Consider the following 21,368-nt stretch of genomic DNA (forward strand, 5'->3'; position numbering starts at 1 on the left):
AGACTCTTTCGTGTCCGATTCCCCGTCGGAGCGGGGCCGCTTTCCAGGTTCCCGCTTTCGCGTTTCCCTTTCCAGCGATTCCGACTCTATCAGATTCATTCGGCGTGTTCTGCACCGTGAATTCCGATGGCCTGCGGACTGGCCTTATGCCTTTCGGCTGACCCGACTTTAGCAGAAGCATTCAGGCCGATCTGATCGGCCCTGGTGATCTGGATGTCGAATCGAAAGAGCTGCGCAGGAATTCGATTCCCATCGCGAGCCACATAGAAATGATCAACTGCTCTCGACGTATGTCCTACTTCGAGGCAACCGTTCAAATCTACCTCCCCACGTCAACCGTGTCAACGGTTGTTGTGGGGCGAAGAGGAGACTAACAGGTGTCGGGCGCGATACGCACATCAGGCCGCGACTGGAAGCTCGGCGCTGCGGTCCGCGGCTTCCACGTCACCCGTCTGCCCCGACCGTACGGCCCGTCCGCCAAGGATGTAGACGTAGGCGAGGAAGGCCACCTCAGCCGCCACGCCGATGGCGATCCGGGCCCAAGTGGGCAGGCCGGACGGGGTCACGAAGCCCTCTATCAGGCCTGACACGAAGAGGACGAGTGCCAGGCCGATGGCCATGCCGAGTGCGGCGCGGCCTTGCTGGGCCATGGCGGTGCGACGGCTGAACGGGCCCGGATCGATCAGTGTCCAGCCGAGCCGGAGACCCGTGCCCGCGGCGACGAAGACCGCTGTGAGTTCGAGCAGGCCGTGCGGGAGGACCAGCCCCAGGAAGATGTCGAGGCGGCCGGCCGAGGACATCAGGCCGACGCCCACTCCCAGGTTGAGGACGTTGACGAAGAGAACCCAGATGACCGGGAGACAGAGGAAGGCGCCCAGGACGAGGCACATGGCCGCTGCCTGGGCGTTGTTCGTCCAGACCTGGGCCGCGAAGGACGCCGCCGGATGGCTTGAGTAGTACGTCTCGTACTCGCCGCCGGGCCGGGTCATCCGGCGCAGTTCGTCCGGGGCGGCGATCGCGGACTGGACCTCGGGGTGGGCTCCGATCCACCAGCCGATGAGGGCCGCCAGGAGAGTGGAGAGGATCGCCGTCGGGATCCACCAGTGGCGGGAACGGTAGACGGCCGCGGGAAAGCCGGCCGTGAGGAAGCGCGCGGCGTCGCGCCAGGTGGCCCGGCGGGCTCCGGTGACCGTGGCCCGGGCTCGGGCCACGAGCTGGGTGAGGCGCGTGGTGAGCGCCGGGTCCGGGGCGGTGGACTGGATCAGCGAGAGATGGGTGGCGGTGCGCTGGTAGAGGGCGACGAGTTCATCGGCCTCTGCTCCGGTGAGGCGGCGCCCGCGGTGCAGGAGATGATCCAGGCGGTCCCACTCGGCGCGGTGGGCTGTCACGAAGACATCGAGGTCCATGGTCGGCTACTGCTCCAGGCACTGGGTGCGTACGGTCCGTACTACTGCGCGGCCAGCGCACCGCAGCCACGGCCATTGCCACTACCACTGCCTCTGCCGCGACGCGCTGCGGGCCAGCTTGGCAGACTGAGGACTTCAGGGGCAGAGAAGGTCCGGCGATGGGTGGGGAACCGGTGAATGAGCTTGTGACGGGCGACGCGGTCGTACTCGGGGTGCGCCCGGCGAGGCTGCCGAGCCGGGCGCTGGCGCTTGCGATCGACATGGTGGTCGCCTGGACGGCCTATCTGCTGGTGTCGGTCGGAATCGCTCTCGCGGCCGGCTCCCTGGACGAGGCGGCGGTCATGGCCCTGTCCATCGCGACGTTTCTGCTGGTCCTGGTGGGCGGTCCGATCGCCGTGGAGACCCTCAGCCATGGGCGTTCTCTGGGGAAGCTGGCCTGCGGACTGCGCGTGGTACGGGACGACGGCGGGCCGGTCCGGTTCCGGCACGCGCTCGTGCGCGGGGCGATCGGGGTCGTGGAGATCCTGCTGTCGTTCGGCGTCATCGCCTGTATCGCGTCGCTGGTCTCGGCGCGGGGCCGGCGGGTCGGGGATGTCTTCGCCGGGACCCTTGTCGTACGGGAACGGGTGCCGGTGACGCACCCGGCCATGGCCCCGCCGCCTCCGCCGTGGCTCGTGGGACGGTTCGCGGAGCTGGACCTGTCCGCCGTGCCGGACGATCTGTGGCTCGCCATACGCCAGTACCTGACGCGGATGGGGCAGCTCGACGCCGAGGTGGGCCGGTCGATGGCCGAGCGGCTCGCGGGTGAGCTGGCGGCGCGCACCGGAGCTCCGGTACCGCAAGGGATCCCCGCCGGCGCCTATCTGGCCGCCGTCGTGCATGAGCGGCAGGCACGGGACGCCCGACGGGCCTTCGGTGCCTCTTCCGGCCCGATCCCGCTTTCCGCCCAGGGCCCGGCCCCTGTCGCCCTTCCGGTGGCGTTTCCGGTCCCGGACGAGGGCACCGCACCCGCCCCCTTCCAGGCCCCGTCTTTTTTCCAGGCTCCGTCTTTCCAGGCCGCGTCGCCCGCACCGACCCCGGCCCCCGCACCGGTTCCGTCCCCCGCATCCGCGCCGTCCGAAGCCGGGGCGCATCCGGCCACCGGGTTCGCCCCGCCGGCTTAGGCATCGGGCAGGGCCCGCGTCAGGGCAGGACGGACGGCGGGGCTTCCAGGTCTTCGAGCTCGATGCCGGGGGCCGAGAGCACCACGTCGCCAGCGAGGTGGATCGTGTGCTGCTCACCCGTGTCCAGGGCGCTGACCTGGTACTCGTCCACCGTCAGGGGTCCGTTGTCAGTGCCGTGCGCTTCACTGTTCACCAGGGCCCAGGACTGATCGAGAGTACGGGGAGCGAGAACGGGATCCGTGAAGGCGACAAGACGTACGCGGGTCGCGGGGGAGCCGGGGGTGAGACGCAGAAGTCGCGCGGTCGCGACGAGGAACGCGGGGGAGGTGCCGGTGAAGGCGTGGGCACGGACGTTGCCTTCGGTGGCATGGGTGCCGGTGGGGTCGGTGCGGACCCACGTGACGCCGTCGAGTGCGGCGCCACGGATCTGCCAGCTCGCGGCGTGGAGTTGAAGACGGATGGGGCGGCCGAGCTCGTCGAGGGCCAGATCGACGGAGCCGGAATGCTCGCCGGAGGGAGTGGTGATCTGGGAGACATAGCGCCAGCCGGAGGGGCCGGGCGCGCAGTGGAAGTGTTCGTCACCGAGAGGAGTGTGATCGTGCGGATCATGGAGCGAATAACGGCCGCGGGGCATGGGGTCTTTCCGGTCCTTCGGAGCCTCGGCGTCTGACACTCTTCCTCGCCGCGTACGGAACAGGCCCCCGACACGGGGGTGCGGGGGCCTGTTCCGTTACAACGGGGTACTACCGCGGAGATACCTACAGGCAGCTACAGGCAGCTACAGAGGTGTGTCAGTAGCGGTAGTGGTCGGGCTTGTACGGGCCCTCGACCTTGACGCCGATGTAGGCGGCCTGCTCCGGGCGGAGCGTCGTCAGCTTCACACCGAGCGCGTCGAGGTGGAGGCGGGCGACCTTCTCGTCCAGGTGCTTGGGGAGCACATAGACATCGGTGGGGTACTCCTCCGGCTTGGTGAACAGCTCGATCTGGGCCAGCGTCTGGTCCGCGAACGAGTTGGACATCACGAAGGACGGGTGGCCGGTCGCGTTGCCCAGGTTCAGCAGGCGGCCCTCGGACAGGACGATGAGCGTCTTGCCGTCCGGGAAGGTCCAGGTGTGGACCTGCGGCTTGACCTCGTCCTTGACGATGCCGTCGATCTTGGCGAGGCCGGCCATGTCGATCTCGTTGTCGAAGTGACCGATGTTGCCGACGATCGCCTGGTGCTTCATCTTGGCCATGTCCGAGGCCATGATGATGTCCTTGTTGCCCGTGGTGGTCACGAAGATGTCGGCGATCCCGACGACATCGTGGAGCGTGGAGACCTGGTAGCCGTCCATCGCCGCCTGGAGGGCGCAGATCGGGTCGATCTCCGTGATGATCACGCGGGCGCCCTGGCCGCGCAGCGACTCCGCGCAGCCCTTGCCGACGTCGCCGTAGCCGAAGACGACCGCGACCTTGCCGCCGATGAGGACGTCGGTGGCGCGGTTGATGCCGTCGATCAGAGAGTGGCGGCAGCCGTACTTGTTGTCGAACTTGGACTTGGTGACCGCGTCGTTGACGTTGATCGCCGGGAAGAGGAGGCTGCCGTCGCGGTGCATCTCGTACAGCCGGTGCACGCCGGTGGTGGTCTCTTCCGTGACACCGCGGATCTCGGACGCCAGACGGGTCCACTTCTGCGGGTTCTCGGAGAGGGTGCGGTTCAGCAGACGGAGGATGTAGCTGTACTCCTCGCTGTCCGCGGTGGCCGGGTCGGGGGCCGCGCCGGCCTTCTCGAACTCGACGCCCTTGTGCACCAGGAGGGTGGCGTCACCACCGTCGTCGAGGATCATGTTCGGGCCGCCGGTGGGCGTGTTCGGCCACGTCAGAGCCTGCTCCGTGCACCACCAGTACTCCTCCAGCGTCTCGCCCTTCCAGGCGAAGACCGGGACACCCTGGGGGTTGTCGACGGTGCCCTCGGGGCCGACCGCGATGGCGGCCGCGGCGTGGTCCTGGGTGGAGAAGATGTTGCAGGAGGCCCAGCGGACCTCGGCACCGAGGGCCGTCAGGGTCTCGATGAGCACCGCGGTCTGGACGGTCATGTGCAGGGAGCCGGTGATACGGGCGCCGGCCAGCGGCTGGGCGTCCGCGTACTCCTTGCGGATCGACATCAGGCCGGGCATCTCGTGCTCGGCGAGGGTGATCTCCTTGCGGCCGAACTCGGCGAGCGAGAGATCGGCGACCTTGAAGTCCTGTCGGTTGGCGACAGTCGTCATAACGAGCTGCTCCTCGTAAATCGGGTCGAGGGTGAGTACATGCGGCTGGCTCTGCGGCGGCGGGCATACGAATGCCCGGGGCCCCGCAGCCCAGTCCGTCGGAGGCCCTCTCTCCCTCGGCCGGTCCGCATCCGCGGGCCGCCCGACCGCCATCAGCAGCGACGTCTGGCTCTTCAGACGAATCTACACCGACCGGCCCACGGGCCCACAGCCGAACGGAAAATGGATCATGAAGGGATCAGCAGGAGGGAGAGAGGTGAGACAAGGAGGGTAAGGAGGAAAGAGGGTCTTGACTCAGTGGGTGGTACTGGCGGTCGGATCGCCGTGGTCCTTGGCGGGGTTGGTGCCCGCTGCGGCGGCCGACTCGCTGTAGATGTCCGGCTCCAGATAGATCACCCGGGCGATCGGGACCGCCTCGCGGATCCGGGCCTCGGCGGCGTTGATCGCCTGGGCGACCTCGCCGGCCGTGTCGTTGTGCTCGACCGCGATCTTGGCGGCGACCAGCAGCTCCTCGGGGCCGAGGTGAAGCGTGCGCATGTGGATGATGCCGGTCACCACATCACCGTCGACGATGGCGTTCTTGATCTTCTCGACCTCTTCGGTGCCCGCGGCCTCGCCGAGGAGGAGGGACTTCGTCTCGACCGCCAGTACCAGCGCGATGAGAATGAGGAGGACACCGATGCAGAGGGTGCCGACGCCGTCCCAGACGCCGTTGCCCGTCCCCAGGGCGAGCCCCACACCGGCCAGGGCGAGAACAAGACCGACGAGCGCGCCGAGGTCTTCCAGGAGCACGACGGGGAGTTCGGGGGCCTTGGAGCGGCGGACGAACTGCGTCCAGGAGAGCGAGCCGCGCGTGAGGTTGGACTCCTTGATGGCCGTACGGAACGAGAACGCCTCCGCGATGATCGCGAAGACGAGCACGCCCACCGGCCAGTACCAGGCCTCGATCTCGTGGGGGTGCTTGATCTTCTCGTAGCCCTCGTAGATGGCGAACATGCCACCGACCGAGAACAGCACGATGGAGACGAGGAAGGCATAGATGTAGCGCTCACGGCCATAGCCGAAGGGGTGCTGCGGGGTCGCCTCGCGCTTCGCCTTCTTGCCGCCGAGAAGCAGTAGCCCCTGGTTGCCCGCGTCCGCGACGGAGTGCACGCTCTCCGCGAGCATCGAGGACGAACCACTGAAGAGGAACGCCACGAACTTGGCTACTGCGATCGCGAAGTTGGCGCTGAGCGCCGCCACGATCGCCTTGGTTCCGCCTGACGCGCTCATTGGGTGCGAGGTGTCCCTTCATCGGTGGCGCGGCCCTGGCGCCGCGGTACGGCGGGACATTGTTGCAGCCGCCGGGACGGCCGGTACATCAGACCGCCACTGTGGCCCGGAACACCGTGCCCGTACCGGACAGTTCGGCCTTCTCGCCCGCCGCGACGAAGACTGAACCGCCGGGAGCGAGCTCGATGTCGTTCGCCTGCGGCGTGCCCGCCGTGCAGAGCAGGATCTGGGGCGTCGCGGCGGTCAGGTCGCGCGGCTCGGCACCGGGCGCGAGGGTGTAGCGGGAGAGCCTGAACTCGTCGATGGGCGTCTCGTACAGCTCCTCGCCCGAGGGCGACGCCTCCGGGCGCAGGACGCCGGAGTCGGTCGCCTCGAAGCGGACGATACGGAGCAGCTCGGGCACGTCCACGTGCTTGGGGGTGAGTCCGCAGCGCAGGACGTTGTCGGAGTTGGCCATGATCTCGACGCCGAGACCATTGAGATAGGCGTGCGGGACGCCCGCCCCGAGGAAAAGCGCCTCGCCCGGCTGGAGCTGTACGTAGTTGAGCAGCATGGCGGCGATGACCCCGGGGTCGCCCGGGTAGTGGTGGGCGATCGACGCGTACGGGGCGTAGTCCCCGCCGAGCCGGTCCGCCGCCGCGGCGACCTCGGTGACAGTGGCGGCCATCTCGTCCGGATCGGCGGTGAGGACGGCGGTCAGCACCTCGCGCAGCGCGGCCTCTTCGGGGTGGGCGCGCAGGAGGTCGACGTACGGCTTGAGTGAGTCGACGTCCAGCCGCGCGAGCAGTTCGGCGCTCGCCTCCGGGGCGCGGAAGCCGCACATGCCGTCGAAGGGGGTGAGCGCGCAGATCAGTTCGGGCTTGTGGTTGGCGTCCTTGTAGTTGCGGTGGGGCGCGTCGATCGGGACACCGCGCCGCTCCTCCACCTCGTACCCCTCCTTCGCCTGGGCGAGGTTGGGGTGGACCTGGAGGGAGAGAGGGGAGCCGGCGGCCAGAAGCTTGAGCAGGAACGGCAGTCGGGGGCCGAACTTCCGGACCGTGGCCGCGCCTAGTTCCGCCTCGGGGTCGGCGTCGATGACGGCGGAGAGCGCCTGTTCACCGGAGTCATGCCCTCGATCGAGACGGGACGGGGCTCCGGGGTGGGCGCCCATCCACATCTCGGCCTGGGGCTCGCCCGTGGGAGCGGTGCCGAGCAGCTCCGGGATGGCGGTCGTCGAGCCCCAGGCGTAGGGGCGCACAGTGTTGGAGAGGCGGTCCATGGGGTGAGCTTTCTTGTACGGGGTGACGGAGCGACGACACGCGGTGGCGCACAGATGTGGCGACGGTGAAGGTGTGGTGAAGGCGAGGGCGGATCCAGGTCCGGGTGGGGTCCGGTTCCGGGCTCGGGTCCTGGTCCTGGCCCTGGTCCGGGACCAGGTTCGGGTTCGAGTTCGGTTCCGGATCCGGGACCAGGTTCGGGTCAGGGTTGCGCGGGGCCGGGTTCGGCTTACTCGGGGGCGGCCCCGGCGAGGGCGAGATAGACCGTGGCGAAGTCGGTGACGGCGAGCAGCTCGGCCATGCTCTCCAGCTCGCTGCCCTCCTCGGGCTCCAGCTCGCTGATGGCAGTGTCATGGCCGAGCGCGAGTTCGCGGGCTGCGGGGGCCGCGGTCAGTCCGCCGGCCGGCCGGTCCCGGAGCAGGATGACACGGGCGCGCCATGCCTGGGGCTCCTCGACCCGGTCGCGGAAGAAGTCGTCGGGGTCGGCGGCGCCGCCCGCGAAGTGACCGGCCAGCAGCGCGCCGTGTGCCGTGAGGGCTTCGGGCAGCTCTGCGGCGAGGGCGGGGCGGCCGGTCAGTTCGGCCAGTACGGCGGCGAAGCGGCGCCCCGTGGGGGCGGCGGCCGGGCCCTCCGTCCAGATCAGCGGGAGGCTGTCGGCCAACTCCGCGGCGAGGGTCTTGGCCGGGTTGCTGTACGTCGCGATGGCCGGGCCGCAGCGTTCGGCGGTACGGTCCAGCCGGTCGGCGACCAGTTGAAGGGTCTCGGCCGGCGCGGTGAGCAGCCCGACGCGGTCCAGCAGCGCGAGCAGCGGGACGAGCAGGGCCCAGAGCGCGCCGGGGTCTGTTGCCGGCGTCCCTTCGGGTTCGGACCACTCATCGGAGCCGTCGCGTCCGTACGGGCCGGGCTCAACGGACTGTCCGTACGCGCCGTACTGTCCGTACGAGCCGTCCTGCCCGTTCTGGCCGTCCTGTCCGTACTGGCCTTCCTGTCCGTACTGGCCGTTCGGTGCTGTCGCCATCGGGACCATCAGTCCGTGCGTCCCGCCGACGATCTCGCTCAGGGGCGACTGGCGCGGGGCGACGGCGACGACCGTACAGCCGCGGCGGTACGCCTGCTCGGCGAGCAGGGAGAGGCCGGGCTCGCTGCCCTCCGTGGTGGTGATCAGCAGCAGGTCCACGGGGCCCGCCCACCCCGGGAGCGCCCAGCGCAACGCACCCGCCGCGGCGGCGACGCCGGTGGGGCGGAGCCGGGTGACAGGCGCGGCGTTCGCGGTGAGCGCGGTGATCAGATCGGCGACGCCGGTCGCGGCGGCGCCGGAACCGGCGATCAGCACGGCACGCGGGCGGCCTTCCGGTGCGAGTCCGGCGATACCGGCCTCCGCGGTGTGCCGGAGAGCGGTGCGCACGCGCGCTCCGGCCTCCGCGGCGCCGCGCAGCAGACCGTCGCGGTCGGCTCGCGCCAGGGCGTCGGGAGCGTCGAGCAACGACTCGTCGAGCATGGGATGGGCCTCCGATCGCCGGGCGCGGGCCTCGCGGGCACGGGGCGCGGGGCGTTGTGGGCAGCGCTTGCTTGGTCAGGCGGGGCGGCGTGCCTCGTCGACGAGGAGGACCGGGATGTCGTCCCGTACCGGATAGGCCAGGCCGCAGTCCTCGCCGGTGCAGATCAGCTCGGGGGTCTCGGCCGCGGTGCGGTCGCTGAGCGGCGCGTGACAGGCCGGACAGGCGAGGATCTGTAGAAGGCCGGCTTCGAGCGGCATGGGGAGGAGGTCCCTTCGTGCGGGTGGATCGGGCCATGTCAGCGTACCGCCGGGTGCTGTCCGGCGGGGACCGCCCGGCGTGCGCCCGGCGCGATCCGGGACGGGGGAAACGGACGCGCCCCCCTCCCCCAAGACCGAGCCCGACGGCGGACGGCAGACCGCAGACCGCAAACGGCAGGCCGCAGACCGCAGACCGCAGAAGTCCGACGCCTGAGGACGCGCCGACGGGGACTGACCGCCAAGGACTGAAGGACTGACCGCCGGGGACACGCGGTCGGGCGGGCGGCGGCCTACGCGCGGATCAGCGCCAGCGCCTCGTCCCTCACCCGCTCCATCGTCGCCTCGTCGCGCGCCTCGACGTTCAGACGCAGCAGCGGCTCCGTGTTGGAGGCACGCAGGTTGAACCACCAGTCCGCCGCCGTCACCGTCAGCCCGTCGAGTTCGTCGAACGTGACGCCCTCGCGGGAGGCGAAGGCCGCGCGTACCGCCGCCGTACGGGCAGCCTGGTCGTCGACCGTGGAGTTGATCTCGCCGGAGCCCGCGTAGCGGTCGTACGAGGCGACCAGTTCGGACAGCGGCCCTTGCTGGCCGCCGAGCGCCGCCAGGACATGGAGCGCGGCGAGCATGCCCGTGTCGGCGTTCCAGAAGTCGCGGAAGTAGTAGTGCGCGGAGTGCTCGCCCCCGAAGACCGCTCCCCTGGCGGCCATCTCCTGCTTGATGAAGGAGTGTCCGACGCGGGTGCGCACGGGCGTGCCGCCGTGTTCCCTGACGACTTCGGGGACCGACCAGGAGGTGATCAGGTTGTGGATGATCGTGCCGCCGGGGTACTTGGCCAGCTCGCGCGCCGCGACCAGGGCGGTGATCGCCGACGGGGAGACGCCGTGGCCCCGCTCGTCGACGACGAAGCAGCGGTCGGCGTCGCCGTCGAAGGCGAGTCCCAGGTCGGCGCCCTCGGCCAGGACACGGGCCTGGAGGTCCACGATGTTCTTCGGGTCCAGCGGGTTGGCCTCGTGGTTCGGGAACGTGCCGTCGAGCTCGAAGTACATCGGCACCACATCGAGCGGCAGATCCGCGAAGACCGTCGGGACGGTGTGCCCGCCCATGCCGTTGCCCGCGTCCACGACGACCTTCAGCGGGCGGATCGCCGAGACATCGACCAGGGACAGCAGATACGCGGCGTAGTCGGTGAGTGTGTCCCGCTGCCCGAGGTGTCCCGGCTTGGTGACCGAGGCCGGGGCGCCGTCCGTCAGCCAGCCCTCGACCAGCGCGCGGATCTCCGCGAGCCCCGTGTCCTGGCCGACGGGCGCCGCGCCGGCCCGGCACATCTTGATGCCGTTGTACTGGGCGGGGTTGTGCGAGGCGGTGAACATCGCGCCCGGCAGGTCCATGTCCCCCGACGCGTAGTACAGCTGGTCGGTTGAGCACAGCCCGATGATTGTGGCGTCGGCTCCGCGCGAGACGGCGCCCCGGGCGAAGCTCGACGCCAGACCGGGCGAGGAGGGCCGCATGTCATGGCCGATCACGATCGCCTCGGCGCCGGTGACCTCGACGAAGGCGGCGCCGAAGAGTTCCGCGAGACGGTCGTCCAGTTGATCCGGGTACACCCCTCGCACGTCGTACGCCTTCACGAGTTGCGACAAATCGGCCACGGCCAACGCCTCCAGAAGTTCCTGTCACCGCGGTCCCCGGGGCCCGCGCCGCGATCCGATGCGGTCGGTTCAAACTACCCGCCGACGACCTGTCGGCGGTCCGGCGGACAGTCGTAAGTCACTAAACCTCGGCGACAAACGTCGGCGACGCGCCCAAGGACCTCACGGCCCACGGCCCAAGGTGCAAGGCCGTCAGCACCTCAGGGAAGCATCCACCCCAGCACCGCGGTGCTCTGCCCCAGCACGATGAGACACATCACCAGCAACAGCACCAGGCTCCAGGGCAGTACCTTCCGCAGCAGATCCCCTTCCTTGCCCGCGAGTCCGACCGCCGCGCACGCGATCGTCAGGTTCTGTGGCGAGATCATCTTGCCGAGAACGCCCCCGGAACTGTTCGCCGCGGCGAGCAGTTCGGGCGACAGGCCGGACTGGGCCGCCGCCGTCACCTGGAGCGCGCCGAAGAGAGCGTTGGCCGACGTGTCCGAGCCCGAGACCGCGACGCCGAACCACCCCAGAATCGGCGAGAGGAACGCGAGTCCCGCGCCCGCCGCGGCGACGAAGTGGCCGATGGTGCCCGCCTGTCCGGAGAGATTCATGACGTACGCGAGGGCCAGTACGGAGGTGACGGTGAGGATCGCGTACCGAAGTTCGTACACGGTCGCGGCCCACTCCCGCGCCGCGTCCCCCGCGCGTACGCCGAGCACAATGGCCGTGAAGAGTCCCGCGAGCAGTACGAGCGTGCCCCCGGTCGCGACGAGTGGCAGGGAGAAGAGGTTGGCGCCCACGCGGTTCCCGTCCGGGTCCGCGGCATCGAGGAACGGCCAGTCGAACACCCTCGTCGCCTTCGCCAGCGCCTCCTTGACCGGCGGGATCTGGGCGACGGAGAAGATCAGCACGATCAGTGCGTAGGGAGCGTAGGCGCGCAGCACTTCGGGGCGCGGGTCCTCGCGGTCCAGGTCCTCGCTCCGTACGCCCGTGAGCACCGCGGCACGCACCGGCTCCGCCGCGGGCCTGCGGGCCGAGGGTACGGCCACCAGCGCCGCCGCTCCGGCCAGCGCGGCGCCGATGTCGGCGAGTTGGGCGGAGACGTAGTTGGCGGCGGCGAACTGCGCGACGGCAAAGGCGATTCCGCACGCCAGCGCGGGCAACCAGGTCTCGCGCAGCCCCCGTCGGCCGTCGACGAGCCAGACCAGTACGAGCGGTACGACGAGCGCGAGCAGCGGGGTCTGCCGGCCGACGACCGACGCGACGGTGTCCAGCGGCAGATCGGTGACCTGCGCGAGCGTCACCACGGGGGTGCCCATCGCGCCGAACGCCACGGGCGCGGTGTTGGCGACGAGCGAGACGACGGCGGCCTTGACCGGCGAGAAGCCGAGCGCCACCAGCATCACCGAACAGATGGCCACCGGCGCCCCGAAGCCCGCGAGCGCTTCGAGCAGCGCGCCGAAGCAGAAGGCGATGACGAGTGCCTGGATACGGGGGTCGTCGGAGAGCCGCCCGAAGGACCGCCGCAGGATGTCGAAGTGCTGCGTACGGACCGTCATCCGGTACACCCAGAGGGCGTTGACGACGATCCACATGATCGGGAAGAGCCCGAAGAGCGCTCCCTGGGCACCGGCCGAGAGGGTCTGGCCGAGGGGCATACCGAAGACGATCCAGCCCACCAGCACGGCGACGGCGAGACCGATGACCCCCGCGCGGTGGGCTTTCATGCGGACGGCACCGAGCAGGATCAGTACGGTGGCCAGCGGGAGGGCGGCGACGAGGGCGGAGAGGGCGAGCGAGTCGGCGACGGGTTCCAGTTGCTGTACGTACACGACAGTCCTCCGGATTCCGCGATACGGAAACTGATCTCTCACGGGTGGGGGAATGCTCGTGTCCATGCCAAGGCGAGGTCAATGGTCCGTACAGGATCTGTACCGGAAAAGATGTCGATGAGACGACGAGCCCGAAACTCAGGACTCAGGACTCAGGGCCCGGGACTCACCACGGGGGACTCAACCAGGACCCGAGACTCGGGCCCCGAGACCCAGGACCAGAGGGTCAGCGGGGCCGGAACCCAGCAGGCGCAGAGCTCAGGGCGCAGAACTCAGGGCTCAGGGCTCAGGAGAGCGCAGCACCCGCAGATGCCCCCGGCGCCCGGCCTCGGTCGGATCCGCCCCGCGCGCACCGTTGCCACCGCCCCCCGCCGCGCGCTCCTGCGGACGTGCGGCTTCGCGTACGGCGTTCGCGAGCGCCTCCAGATCGTCACCGCTGGGGCGCGCAGGGGCCGAGCCGTCCGTCAGACGGACGACCTCCCAGCCACGCGGAGCGGTCAGCCGCTCGCTGTGTTCCGCACACAGGTCGTAGCAATGGGGCTCGGCGTAGGTGGCGAGCGGGCCGAGGACCGCGGTCGAATCGGCATAGACGTACGTCAGTGTCGCGACAGCAGGGCGGCCGCACGCGGTGCGCGAACAGCGACGTACAGGGCTCACGATGTTGGACGGTACCGCACTCTTGAGCGGGCCGCGACGACTCTCCACCAGGTCACTCCCCCGTGTCGCGGCGCGATATCCCACTCAACTTGGCCGGAAGTAACTGCCCTGACCTGCATGGAAAGAGGAGTGACCGAACGGCGACACTCCGTTACACGGTCACGACTTGGGACAAAAGCCGTCAATGACGGCGAGGGCACTGATCGCGGGGACGCCTGGAATCGAGCGCAAGCTTGGCCGGAATGCTCAATATGCGACATGCCGTACGAGGCGGGCGGCAGCCGCGATATCGGCGGCGCGGGGAGGGCTACCCTGCGTCAGTGATGGACAGTCCTGTACCGCCCCGCCCGACCGAGCCACGGCCGCGCCGCCGCGACCGTCACGGCCGCGGTATGCGTGGGCCCGTCGCCCCGCCCCAGGTGCCGCTCTCGACCAGCCGCTCCGAGTCCTTCCGCGATCTCGTGCGGGACTCGGTGGACCGGCTGGAGCGGCGCTGGCCCCAGCTGGCCGAGGTGGATTTCCTGGTCATGGAGGTGCCGACCCCGCAGGACGACACCGTGCCGCTCGGCAGCTCGGTCCCGGCCGGGAAGGACCACCCGGCGCGGATCCTGATCTACCGGCGGCCCGTGGAGATCCGTACCAAGAACCGCGACGACCGCGCGCTGCTGGTGCACGAGGTCGTGGTCGAGCAGGTCGCGGAACTGCTGGGGCTGGCGCCCGAGTCCGTCGATCCCCGGTACGGACAGGAGTGAGGGCGGGCCCGGACACCGCCGGGCCTGCCCTCGGACCACACCACCGGGCCCGCCCCTCGGAGCGCACCACCGAGCCCGCCCACCAGACCGCACACCGGGCGGACCACGCCGCTCCGCACCACGCCGCTCCGAGAAGACTCTCTAGCTGCCGTCGTCCAGGATCGACAGGTCCTCCCTGGCCTTCGGTACGGAGACGGTCCCCCGGTCGTCCGGCAGCGTCTGGACCGTGAACATCGGGACATCGTCCTCAGGCAGCGCCAGCGTGCGCGCGGCGTGGACCGGACCGCCCCCCGGCTCCGGCTCGACCGTCAGCGCGTACGAACCCTTCAGCCCGCCGGGCACCGGCGGCGTGACCGCCAGGGTCGTACCGCCCTTGACCGTGTACGTCTTCTCCGCCGGCTCGCCGCCCTCGGTGCCCGCCGAGGCCGTGACCTTGACCTTCGCGGTCGCGCCAGGCGCGGTCAGCGAAAGCGTCGAGCCCTTGTCCCGGTTGTCGGCGACGGTCGACCGCGACGCGATCGCCGCGGTCGCCGGGATGAACGCGATCTCCCGCTTCTCGCCCTTTCCGCGCACCACACGCAGCGCCGCGACCACCGGGGCCGGGCGCCCGCCCTCCGCCGGGGAGAGGATCAGCGAACCTGCCTGGCCCTTGGTGATGTCCGCCAGTTCGAGGCTCGCCGTCATCTGCGACTTGATGTGCAGGCTCTCGTTGCCCGCCGGGGTGATCGTGCTCTCGGCGCCCGCCAGTTGCACCTTCAGATCGGCGTCGTCGGAGCCCGTCGCGAACGCCACGAGCCGTACATCCGTGGCGTCCGCCGGGATTCCGGGCAGCACCAGTCGGGCCGCCGGATCCGCGGCGGCGGCCAGCCAGTCGGTGCCCCCCGCGGAGTCCGCGACGCGCACCGCCGCGCCCACCCGGCCGGAGCGGGTGGTGACATGGACGGTCACATCGGTCTCGGCCGCGGTGGTCAGGGTGGAGAGCAGCACCGGCACACTGGACCTGGCGGGCACCGGAATACCCTCGCCCACCTCCGACTTGACCGCGCCGTCCTTCCCGTACAGCTCGATGTCGGCGACGGCCGCGGTGTCGTCGGGGTTGGTGAGATGGACGTAGTCCTGGCGCGACCTCTCCGTGCTCGCGCCGGGGAACCAGAAGTCCGTGTCCGGGGCCGTGCAGCTCAGGCCGAGCACTCCGCGCGCGTCGCCGACGCCGACCGTGGTGGTCTGCTGGGTGGTCCAGCCGGGCGCGAACCGGCCGGTGGCCATGCCGACGAGAGCGGGTGCCTCCGCGCCGCTCGCCTCCACGGACACGGGTTTGCCGGGCTCCTTCAGGCTGATGAAGGGCTTGTCCTTCGCCGGATCCTTCGTCGCGCCCTCCGCGTCCGTCCCGTCCTTCGCCTTGTCGTCGGAGGCACCCGTGTCGGCGCCGTCGACCAAGGTGACGACGGACTCCGCCAGTTCGGCCGAGCCGGCCGAACCACTGTCCGCCGTGCCCGCCGGTGTGATGGAGGTGTACGTCGTCTCCGCGACGTCCGAGACGCTCGGCGCCGGACAGAGCTGGCTGGTGCGCTCCACGGGCAGCCGGGCCGGGGTCCCGTCGGCGGCCGCGCCACCCGCGTCGGGCGCGGTCAGGGCGGCGAAGCCGGTGACGGCGGCGAGAGCGGTGGCGGCCGCGATCAGGGAGAGGGTCGTACGGTTCACTGGTTACTGCTCCCGTCGGGGCGCTGGCGCTGTTCGTTCTCCGTGCCGTCGGCGTAGGGCCGCTGGGCCCCGGGGGGCTGCTGAGGCCCGGGGGACTGCTGGGGCTGCTGGGGCTGCTGCCCGTAGCCGTACGGGTCGTACTGCGACGGGTCGTACTGCCCCTCCCCTTGGAACTGGCCTTCCCCCTGGAACTGCCTTTCGCCTTGGAACTGGCCTTCCCCCTGGAACTGACCGGCGGGGTACTGCCCGCCCTGGTACTGCCCCTCCTGATACTGGCCCGCGGGGTACTGGCCCTCCTGGTACGGGTCCGCCGGGTACTGCTGATACGGCTGCTGGTACTGGCCTTCGCCGTACTGTTCGCCGTACTGCCGCTCGTTCGGGTACTGGGCCTGCGCGTACCCCGCGCCCGAGTAGGTGCCGGCGTCCCAGTCGCCGTACGCGGCCTGCTCCGGCACCGTCCCGTAGGCCGACTGCCGCTCACCCTGGTCGACTTGGCCCTGACCGACGTGACCCTGCCCGCCGCCGTACTGCTCCTCGACGGGCGCCCCGGGTCCGGAGGGCGCCGGCGGAACGGCCGGCTGCCGCGCGGTCGCGTGCTCCCCCGCCTCACCCTTCCCAGGTGCCCCGGCGCCCGGATCGGACTCCGGGCCCGGTCCCTCCGCCTCGCCCTCCGCCGCCGCGCGCAGCCTGCGCGCGCGCCGGCCGTCGCCCGCCAACGCCTGTGCCGGGATGTCGATGTCCTCGTCGGGCAGATCGTCGTCGATCTCCCGGCGGCGCCCCGGCAGGGCGAGCACCAGCAGGACGACGGCGAGCGCGCCCTGCGCCCAGATCCACGCGGTGTGCGTGATCGGGTCCTCGTAGGTGAGGTCGAGACGGCCGCCCTCGGCGGGCAGTTCGAAGCCCTGGGCCCAGTCGTCGACGGTCTTCTTCGTCAGCACCTTGCCGTCGAGCGTGGCCTGCCAGCCGTCGGCGGCCCGGTCGGCGATGCGCAGCACCCGGCCGGAAGCACCGGCCGGGATCTTCGTGTGTGCCTCGACCGGCTCGGACGCCACGGCCAGCGGCTCGCCCTCGCCCTTGCCGTCGACGATCGTGGCCCGCGAGATCTGCCGGTCGACGCGCCACAGCGCGCTGCCGTCCAGCTGGCTCAGCCGGGTCAGCCCCGGGGTGGCGTCCAGCACCCGGCTGGTCTGCCGCGGCACACCGTCCCGTACGAGTACGTAGCGGATCGCGAAGCCACTGAGCTGGTCGGTCTGGTCGGCGCCGGAGCCCGCGACCAGATTGGCGACGACCTTGTCGAGCCGCGGATCGCCGCCGCCCGCCGCGGTCAGCTCGGCGTCACCGAGCCGCCCGCCCGAGCCGCGCACCAGCGAGTACGAGACCTCGGCCGCCGACGTACCGCCGAGAACGAGCGTGCGCGGCTGGTCGCGGGTGATGCTCTCCTCCGCGACGAACGCGGGGACCTGCACAGGGTCGCGGCGCTCCAGCGGTCCTGACGCGCCGCTGATCATCCAGCCGAACGCGGCGAGCAGCGGGGCGAGGCCCGCCGCGACGGCGATGAGTACGGCGACGGGCTGGCGCCAGCCGAAGCTCTCCGCGGCGACACGTTCCCGTGCGCCGTCCGCGCCGAGCACCGCCGCCGCGATCAGCGCGAGTCCGTAGAGCAGCGTGGCGGGTCCGGCCCAGCCGGAGTTGTTGGTGAGTACGGCGAAGACCAGCGCGAGGATCGCGACGGCCCAGGCCGTGCGGATCGCGAACTGCCGCTCACCGCGCAGCAGCGCCGCCAGCGCGGCGAACACGATCCCCATCAGCAGGACGCCGCCGGCGGCCTTGGGACCGCCGGGGCTGATGCCGAGCAGATCGAGCGCGGAGGCCGTGCCCGTACCGAACTCAAGCCCCGCCTCCTGGAAGAAGGCGGACGGCGAGGTGAGCAGCGAGAGCGACCAGGGCGCGAGCAGCAGCAGCGGTGTGCCGAGCCCGCCGAGCACCCGCGGCCCGTACGCGGCGAGGTCGTCGCGGCGCAGCGCCAGGACACCGAGGCCGAGCAGCAGCGCCACCGGCCATACGACCGGGGTGAAGGCCATCGCGAACGTCAGCAGGAAGGCATACGCCCAGGTGGCCCGCCAGCTGCCGCGGCTCTCCCCGCTCGCGACGCCGCCCGCCCCGCCGCGCATCCCGTAGGCGGCGACGGCGGACCGGGCGATCAGCGGCAGCAGGATGGCGAGTACGGCCGTACCGAGCCGTCCGGTGGCCAGCGCGCCGGTCGCGGCGGGCAGGAAGGCGTACGCGATGCTCGCCCAGGCGCGCAGCAGCCGGGATTCGACCAGTGGCCGTGAGGCGAAGTAGGCGGTGACTCCGGCCAGCGGGACCGAGCAGACCAGCAGGAGGGTCAGCGCGAAGCCGGTGGAACCGAGGAACAGCGCGGAGAGCGCGGCGAGTACGGCGAGATAGGGGGGCGCGGTCTCGGTGACGCCCGTACCGACGGGATGCCAGCCGTCGGCGTAGCGCGACCAGAGCTCGCCGACATCGGCGGGCGCGGGCAGCAGCGCCCCGCCCGCGAGCGCGCCGCCGCCGAAGAGTCCGCGGCAGGCGACGAGCGAGACGAGCAGCAGGATTCCGAAGAGGACGGGGCCGGGCTTGTGCGCGAGCTTCTTCAGCCGGGCGAACTGCTCGATCTCCATGAAGTCGGCTTCGTCACCGCCCGGCCCCGACTCGACGGCGCCGTGCCGTGAGCCGCCCGCGTCGGCGTCCGAGTCGCCGCCGAGGCTGCCGGCGATCTGTTCGACGGTGGCCCGGACCGTGGCGCCGGGCGGCGGGAAGAGCGGGCGCAGCTCGGCCGCTTCGACGACGCCCTTGCCGCGCTGCCGCCGCGCGCTGATGATCCGGCCGGGCCGCAGCAGGGTGCCGAAGAGCCCCATCACCTCGTCGACGGCCTGGCCCGGCACCTTGCCCACGAGATAGGCGAGGGTGCGCAGCAGCGTGCCGACGACAAGACGGAGCAGTACGTAGGGCAGGACGGTGGCCCGCGCGTTGACGAGCATGGTGTAGACGGCGCCGGCCTTGTCGACGCGGTGCGGGTTGACGACGGAGCGGCCCGCGCAGTCGACCGTACGGCGCTCCCGTGCGGCGGCCTCGGCGTGCCGCAGGACGGCGTCGGGGGCGACGAGCACCCGGTGTCCTGCGGCGTGCGCGCGCCAGCACAGGTCCACGTCGTCACGCATCAGGGGGAGCCGGCGGTCGAAGCCGCCGAGTTCGTCCCAGACGTCGCGCCGGATGAGCATGCCGGCGCTGGAGACGGACAGGACGGTACGGACCTGGTCGTGCTGGCCCTGGTCCTGTTCGCGCCGGTCGAGTCCGGTCCAGCGGCGTCCGCTGTTGGCGATGGAGACGCCGACTTCGAGGAGTTGCTTGCGGTCGTACCAGCCGCGGAGTTTGGGCCCGACGACCGCCGCGTACTGGTCGGAGTCGGCGACGCGCAGCAGTTCGGCGAGTGCGTCGGGGGCGGGTGCGCAGTCGTCGTGGAGGAGCCAGAGCCACTGCACCGGTTCGCCGTGCGGCAGTTCGGGCATGTCGTACGTGTCGTCGCGCCAGCTCCGGGTCACCGGATCCCAGCCGCTGGGCCGCTTGAGATAGGGCAGATCGTCGGGCGTGAGCACCCCGGCGGTGCGTACCGCCTCCTCCACGGCCGTACCGAAGCCGGACCGGCGCGCGAGATGCAGGACGCGCTCCGGGCCGAGCGCTTCGGTGAGCAGCCGGGCGGAGTCGTCGGCGCTGCCGGTGTCGGCTGCCATGACGTTCTGTACGGGTCGTTCCTGGCCCAGCAGCCCGGCGAGGGCGTCGGGCAGCCAGCGCGCACCGTCGTGGGCGACGAGCACCGCGGTCACGACGTGCCGCGGGAACTCGGGGGCGCTGGCGGTGGCGGAAACGAACGCGGCGGTGGTGGGGGACATTGAGGTAGCGGGCCCTCCGGCCGGGGGGTCGCCCCGAAGGGGCGTGGGAGCGTCTCGGACGGGGCCCCACACTAACGGTAGGGGGGAGGGGCGGCGGACGGGCGGGAAACACAACGGTCCGCCGTCTGCGGGGAGGTGCAGACTGCGGACCGTGCCATACATGGGGAGTGGTGCTGGTCGTTCCGGTCGACCGGCCGGTCTTCGGCCCCGGCCACCGCGAGGGGACCGGCAAGGCGGCGGTCAGATCGCGGCCTTCTTCAGTCGGCGCCGTTCACGTTCCGACAAGCCGCCCCAGATACCGAATCGCTCGTCATTGGCGAGGGCATACTCAAGGCATTCGGATCGGACCTCACAGGCGAGACAGACCTTCTTGGCCTCACGCGTGGAACCGCCCTTCTCGGGGAAGAAGGACTCGGGATCTGTCTGGGCGCACAAGGCGCGCTCCTGCCAGCCGAGTTCCTCGTCCGCGTCCTCGACCAGCAGTTGCTGGAACAGCTCGGTCATGTGCGCCCCTCGTCTGTCTTTTGCGTCCCCGTGATGTGGCCGCTATCGATTTCGGCCGAACGACACGAGTGAAATTACAAGTGCGTGGCTCCGGCCAGGTCAAGCCGAGATCTGCTATTGGGCCCGGTATTCACTCTGCGGAACCAAGGCTATGCGGAAAGTGTTCAAATCACCAAAAACCTGACACATGCCACTGGCCTGTTCGCATCCACCCCCTTCTCGACAAGAGAGACGCCGAAAACCGCAACCTTGTTGCGGATCACCCCCCGGAAGCGATCCGGATCACAGTCTGATCACGAGGGGCGTGAAGGTGTTTACGAGCACAGTCGCTGCCCGATGTGTCCGCGTCCACTGCCATGCAAACCACTCCGCGACTGGATCAACCGGATGAGGTGAAACATTGCGGCCAAATCGCCCATTGAGTTGACATCCGTCACCGGATTCGCAACCTTTGGTTCCATGTCAGCGAACCCCGCGCCCACCGCGACCCACCTCCGTGGACACCGCAGCGCTCTCCGGGCCCGCTGTCGCTGTTCCAGCTCCGCCTGCTGTTGACGCCTCCGGGCTCCGGCCGTCCGCTCCACTCCCGCTGATCACCCTCGTGTGATCTCCCACGCGTCTTTCCGCGCGTCGCCCGTGCGATTCCGCGCACCCGTCGCGTCCCCGCCGCGGGCCCCCCTTTTCTTCCTGCTCCTTCCTTTCTTCCTGCTCCTTCCGCCGAGGAACCACCGCCCCATGAACAGCGACAGCGACCTCCAGATCGCCGGCGACCTCCTTGAGGTCCCGCACCTTCTCCAGCCCGCCCGGGAGCACCCGGCGACAGTGGCCGAGTTCGCGGGCCTCGCGCGCGCCCTCGCCGCCGACCGCGCGCAGTGGGCCCCGCTCGTCCAGTACGACGCCACCAGCCGCTGGTATCACCGGCTGCGCACGGGACCCGGTTATGAGGTGTGGCTGCTCTCCTGGGTGCCCGGCCAGAGCAGCGGATCACACGACCACGGCCGGTCCTCGGGGGTACTGACCGTGCTCGCGGGCGAGCTGACGGAGCGTTCGGAGAGTGGGAGCCGCACTCTCGCGCCGGGCGCGCAGCGGGTTTTCGCGCCGGGCTATGTCCATGAGGTGGTCAATGACGCGATCGAACCGGCCGTGAGTCTGCACATCTACTACCCGGGTCTGACCGAGATGCCCATGCACTCCGCGCGCTGCGCCCCGGCGGCGCAGGATGTCGTCCCCGCCTGACCA

At 70.7% G+C, this 21,368-nt stretch carries 16 protein-coding genes; 3 read left to right on the top strand and 13 right to left on the bottom strand.

The window, feature by feature from the left end; translation table 11 throughout:
• Positions 1-398: 398 nt before the first annotated feature.
• Positions 399-1,406: a stage II sporulation protein M gene (locus ABTZ59_RS24960; RefSeq protein WP_351415512.1), complete on the bottom strand. Its 1,008-nt coding sequence runs from the start codon at positions 1,404-1,406 to the stop codon at positions 399-401.
• 158 nt (positions 1,407-1,564) lie between these two features.
• On the opposite strand from ABTZ59_RS24960, the gene ABTZ59_RS24965 reads away from it, so the two are divergent.
• Positions 1,565-2,569, top strand: a complete 1,005-nt coding sequence (locus ABTZ59_RS24965; protein ID WP_351415517.1) for an RDD family protein — start codon at positions 1,565-1,567, stop codon at positions 2,567-2,569.
• 19 nt (positions 2,570-2,588) lie between these two features.
• On the opposite strand, the gene ABTZ59_RS24970 is transcribed toward ABTZ59_RS24965, so the two are convergent.
• The 9 genes from ABTZ59_RS24970 to ABTZ59_RS25010 form a co-directional block, all read right to left on the bottom strand.
• Positions 2,589-3,203, bottom strand: coding sequence for a hypothetical protein (locus tag ABTZ59_RS24970; protein ID WP_351415522.1), 615 nt, complete (start codon positions 3,201-3,203; stop codon positions 2,589-2,591).
• 157 nt (positions 3,204-3,360) lie between these two features.
• Positions 3,361-4,818: an adenosylhomocysteinase gene (gene ahcY, locus ABTZ59_RS24975; protein WP_351415529.1), complete on the bottom strand. Its 1,458-nt coding sequence runs from the start codon at positions 4,816-4,818 to the stop codon at positions 3,361-3,363.
• 294 nt (positions 4,819-5,112) lie between these two features.
• Positions 5,113-6,090 (bottom strand): cation diffusion facilitator family transporter, encoded by a 978-nt coding sequence (locus tag ABTZ59_RS24980; protein WP_351415535.1) that lies wholly within the window; start codon positions 6,088-6,090, stop codon positions 5,113-5,115.
• Between the two features lie 88 nt (positions 6,091-6,178).
• Positions 6,179-7,348: a mannose-6-phosphate isomerase, class I gene (gene manA / locus ABTZ59_RS24985; RefSeq protein ID WP_351415539.1), complete on the bottom strand. Its 1,170-nt coding sequence runs from the start codon at positions 7,346-7,348 to the stop codon at positions 6,179-6,181.
• Positions 7,349-7,575: 227 nt separating this feature from the next.
• Positions 7,576-8,844, bottom strand: a complete 1,269-nt coding sequence (locus tag ABTZ59_RS24990; protein ID WP_351415544.1) for an SIS domain-containing protein — start codon at positions 8,842-8,844, stop codon at positions 7,576-7,578.
• A gap of 75 nt (positions 8,845-8,919) precedes the next feature.
• Positions 8,920-9,102, bottom strand: coding sequence for a Trm112 family protein (locus ABTZ59_RS24995; protein ID WP_351415551.1), 183 nt, complete (start codon positions 9,100-9,102; stop codon positions 8,920-8,922).
• Between the two features lie 290 nt (positions 9,103-9,392).
• Positions 9,393-10,757 carry a phosphomannomutase/phosphoglucomutase gene (locus ABTZ59_RS25000; RefSeq protein ID WP_503003584.1) on the bottom strand — a complete coding sequence of 455 codons (1,365 nt, stop codon included), beginning with the start codon at positions 10,755-10,757 and terminating at the stop codon, positions 9,393-9,395.
• Positions 10,758-10,951: 194 nt separating this feature from the next.
• Positions 10,952-12,568 (bottom strand): L-lactate permease, encoded by a 1,617-nt coding sequence (locus ABTZ59_RS25005; RefSeq protein WP_351415561.1) that lies wholly within the window; start codon positions 12,566-12,568, stop codon positions 10,952-10,954.
• Between the two features lie 279 nt (positions 12,569-12,847).
• Positions 12,848-13,273 carry a DUF3499 domain-containing protein gene (locus ABTZ59_RS25010; RefSeq protein ID WP_351415566.1) on the bottom strand — a complete coding sequence of 142 codons (426 nt, stop codon included), beginning with the start codon at positions 13,271-13,273 and terminating at the stop codon, positions 12,848-12,850.
• Between the two features lie 275 nt (positions 13,274-13,548).
• On the opposite strand from ABTZ59_RS25010, the gene ABTZ59_RS25015 reads away from it, so the two are divergent.
• The gene (locus ABTZ59_RS25015) at positions 13,549-13,977 is read left to right on the top strand and encodes a metallopeptidase family protein (protein ID WP_249952721.1); all 429 of its coding nucleotides are present in this window, start codon (positions 13,549-13,551) and stop codon (positions 13,975-13,977) included.
• 141 nt (positions 13,978-14,118) lie between these two features.
• Here ABTZ59_RS25015 and ABTZ59_RS25020 read toward each other — a convergent pair whose 3' ends face one another.
• From ABTZ59_RS25020 to ABTZ59_RS25030, 3 genes are all read right to left on the bottom strand, one after another.
• Positions 14,119-15,678 carry a DUF5719 family protein gene (locus ABTZ59_RS25020; RefSeq protein WP_351415571.1) on the bottom strand — a complete coding sequence of 520 codons (1,560 nt, stop codon included), beginning with the start codon at positions 15,676-15,678 and terminating at the stop codon, positions 14,119-14,121.
• Positions 15,675-19,625: a glycosyltransferase gene (locus tag ABTZ59_RS25025; RefSeq protein ID WP_351415576.1), complete on the bottom strand. Its 3,951-nt coding sequence runs from the start codon at positions 19,623-19,625 to the stop codon at positions 15,675-15,677. Before ABTZ59_RS25025 ends, ABTZ59_RS25020 begins: the two co-directional genes overlap by 4 nt.
• Before the next feature lie 240 nt (positions 19,626-19,865).
• Complete coding sequence (locus tag ABTZ59_RS25030) at positions 19,866-20,129, bottom strand: WhiB family transcriptional regulator (RefSeq protein WP_014046372.1); 264 nt, start codon at positions 20,127-20,129, stop codon at positions 19,866-19,868.
• Positions 20,130-20,864: 735 nt separating this feature from the next.
• Here ABTZ59_RS25030 and ABTZ59_RS25035 point away from each other — a divergent pair.
• Positions 20,865-21,365: a cysteine dioxygenase gene (locus ABTZ59_RS25035; protein ID WP_351415584.1), complete on the top strand. Its 501-nt coding sequence runs from the start codon at positions 20,865-20,867 to the stop codon at positions 21,363-21,365.
• Positions 21,366-21,368: the final 3 nt, after the last annotated feature.

It is taken from the genome of Streptomyces sp. NPDC094034, assembly GCF_040303865.1.
In the GTDB taxonomy this organism is placed as follows: Bacteria; Actinomycetota; Actinomycetes; order Streptomycetales; family Streptomycetaceae; genus Streptomyces.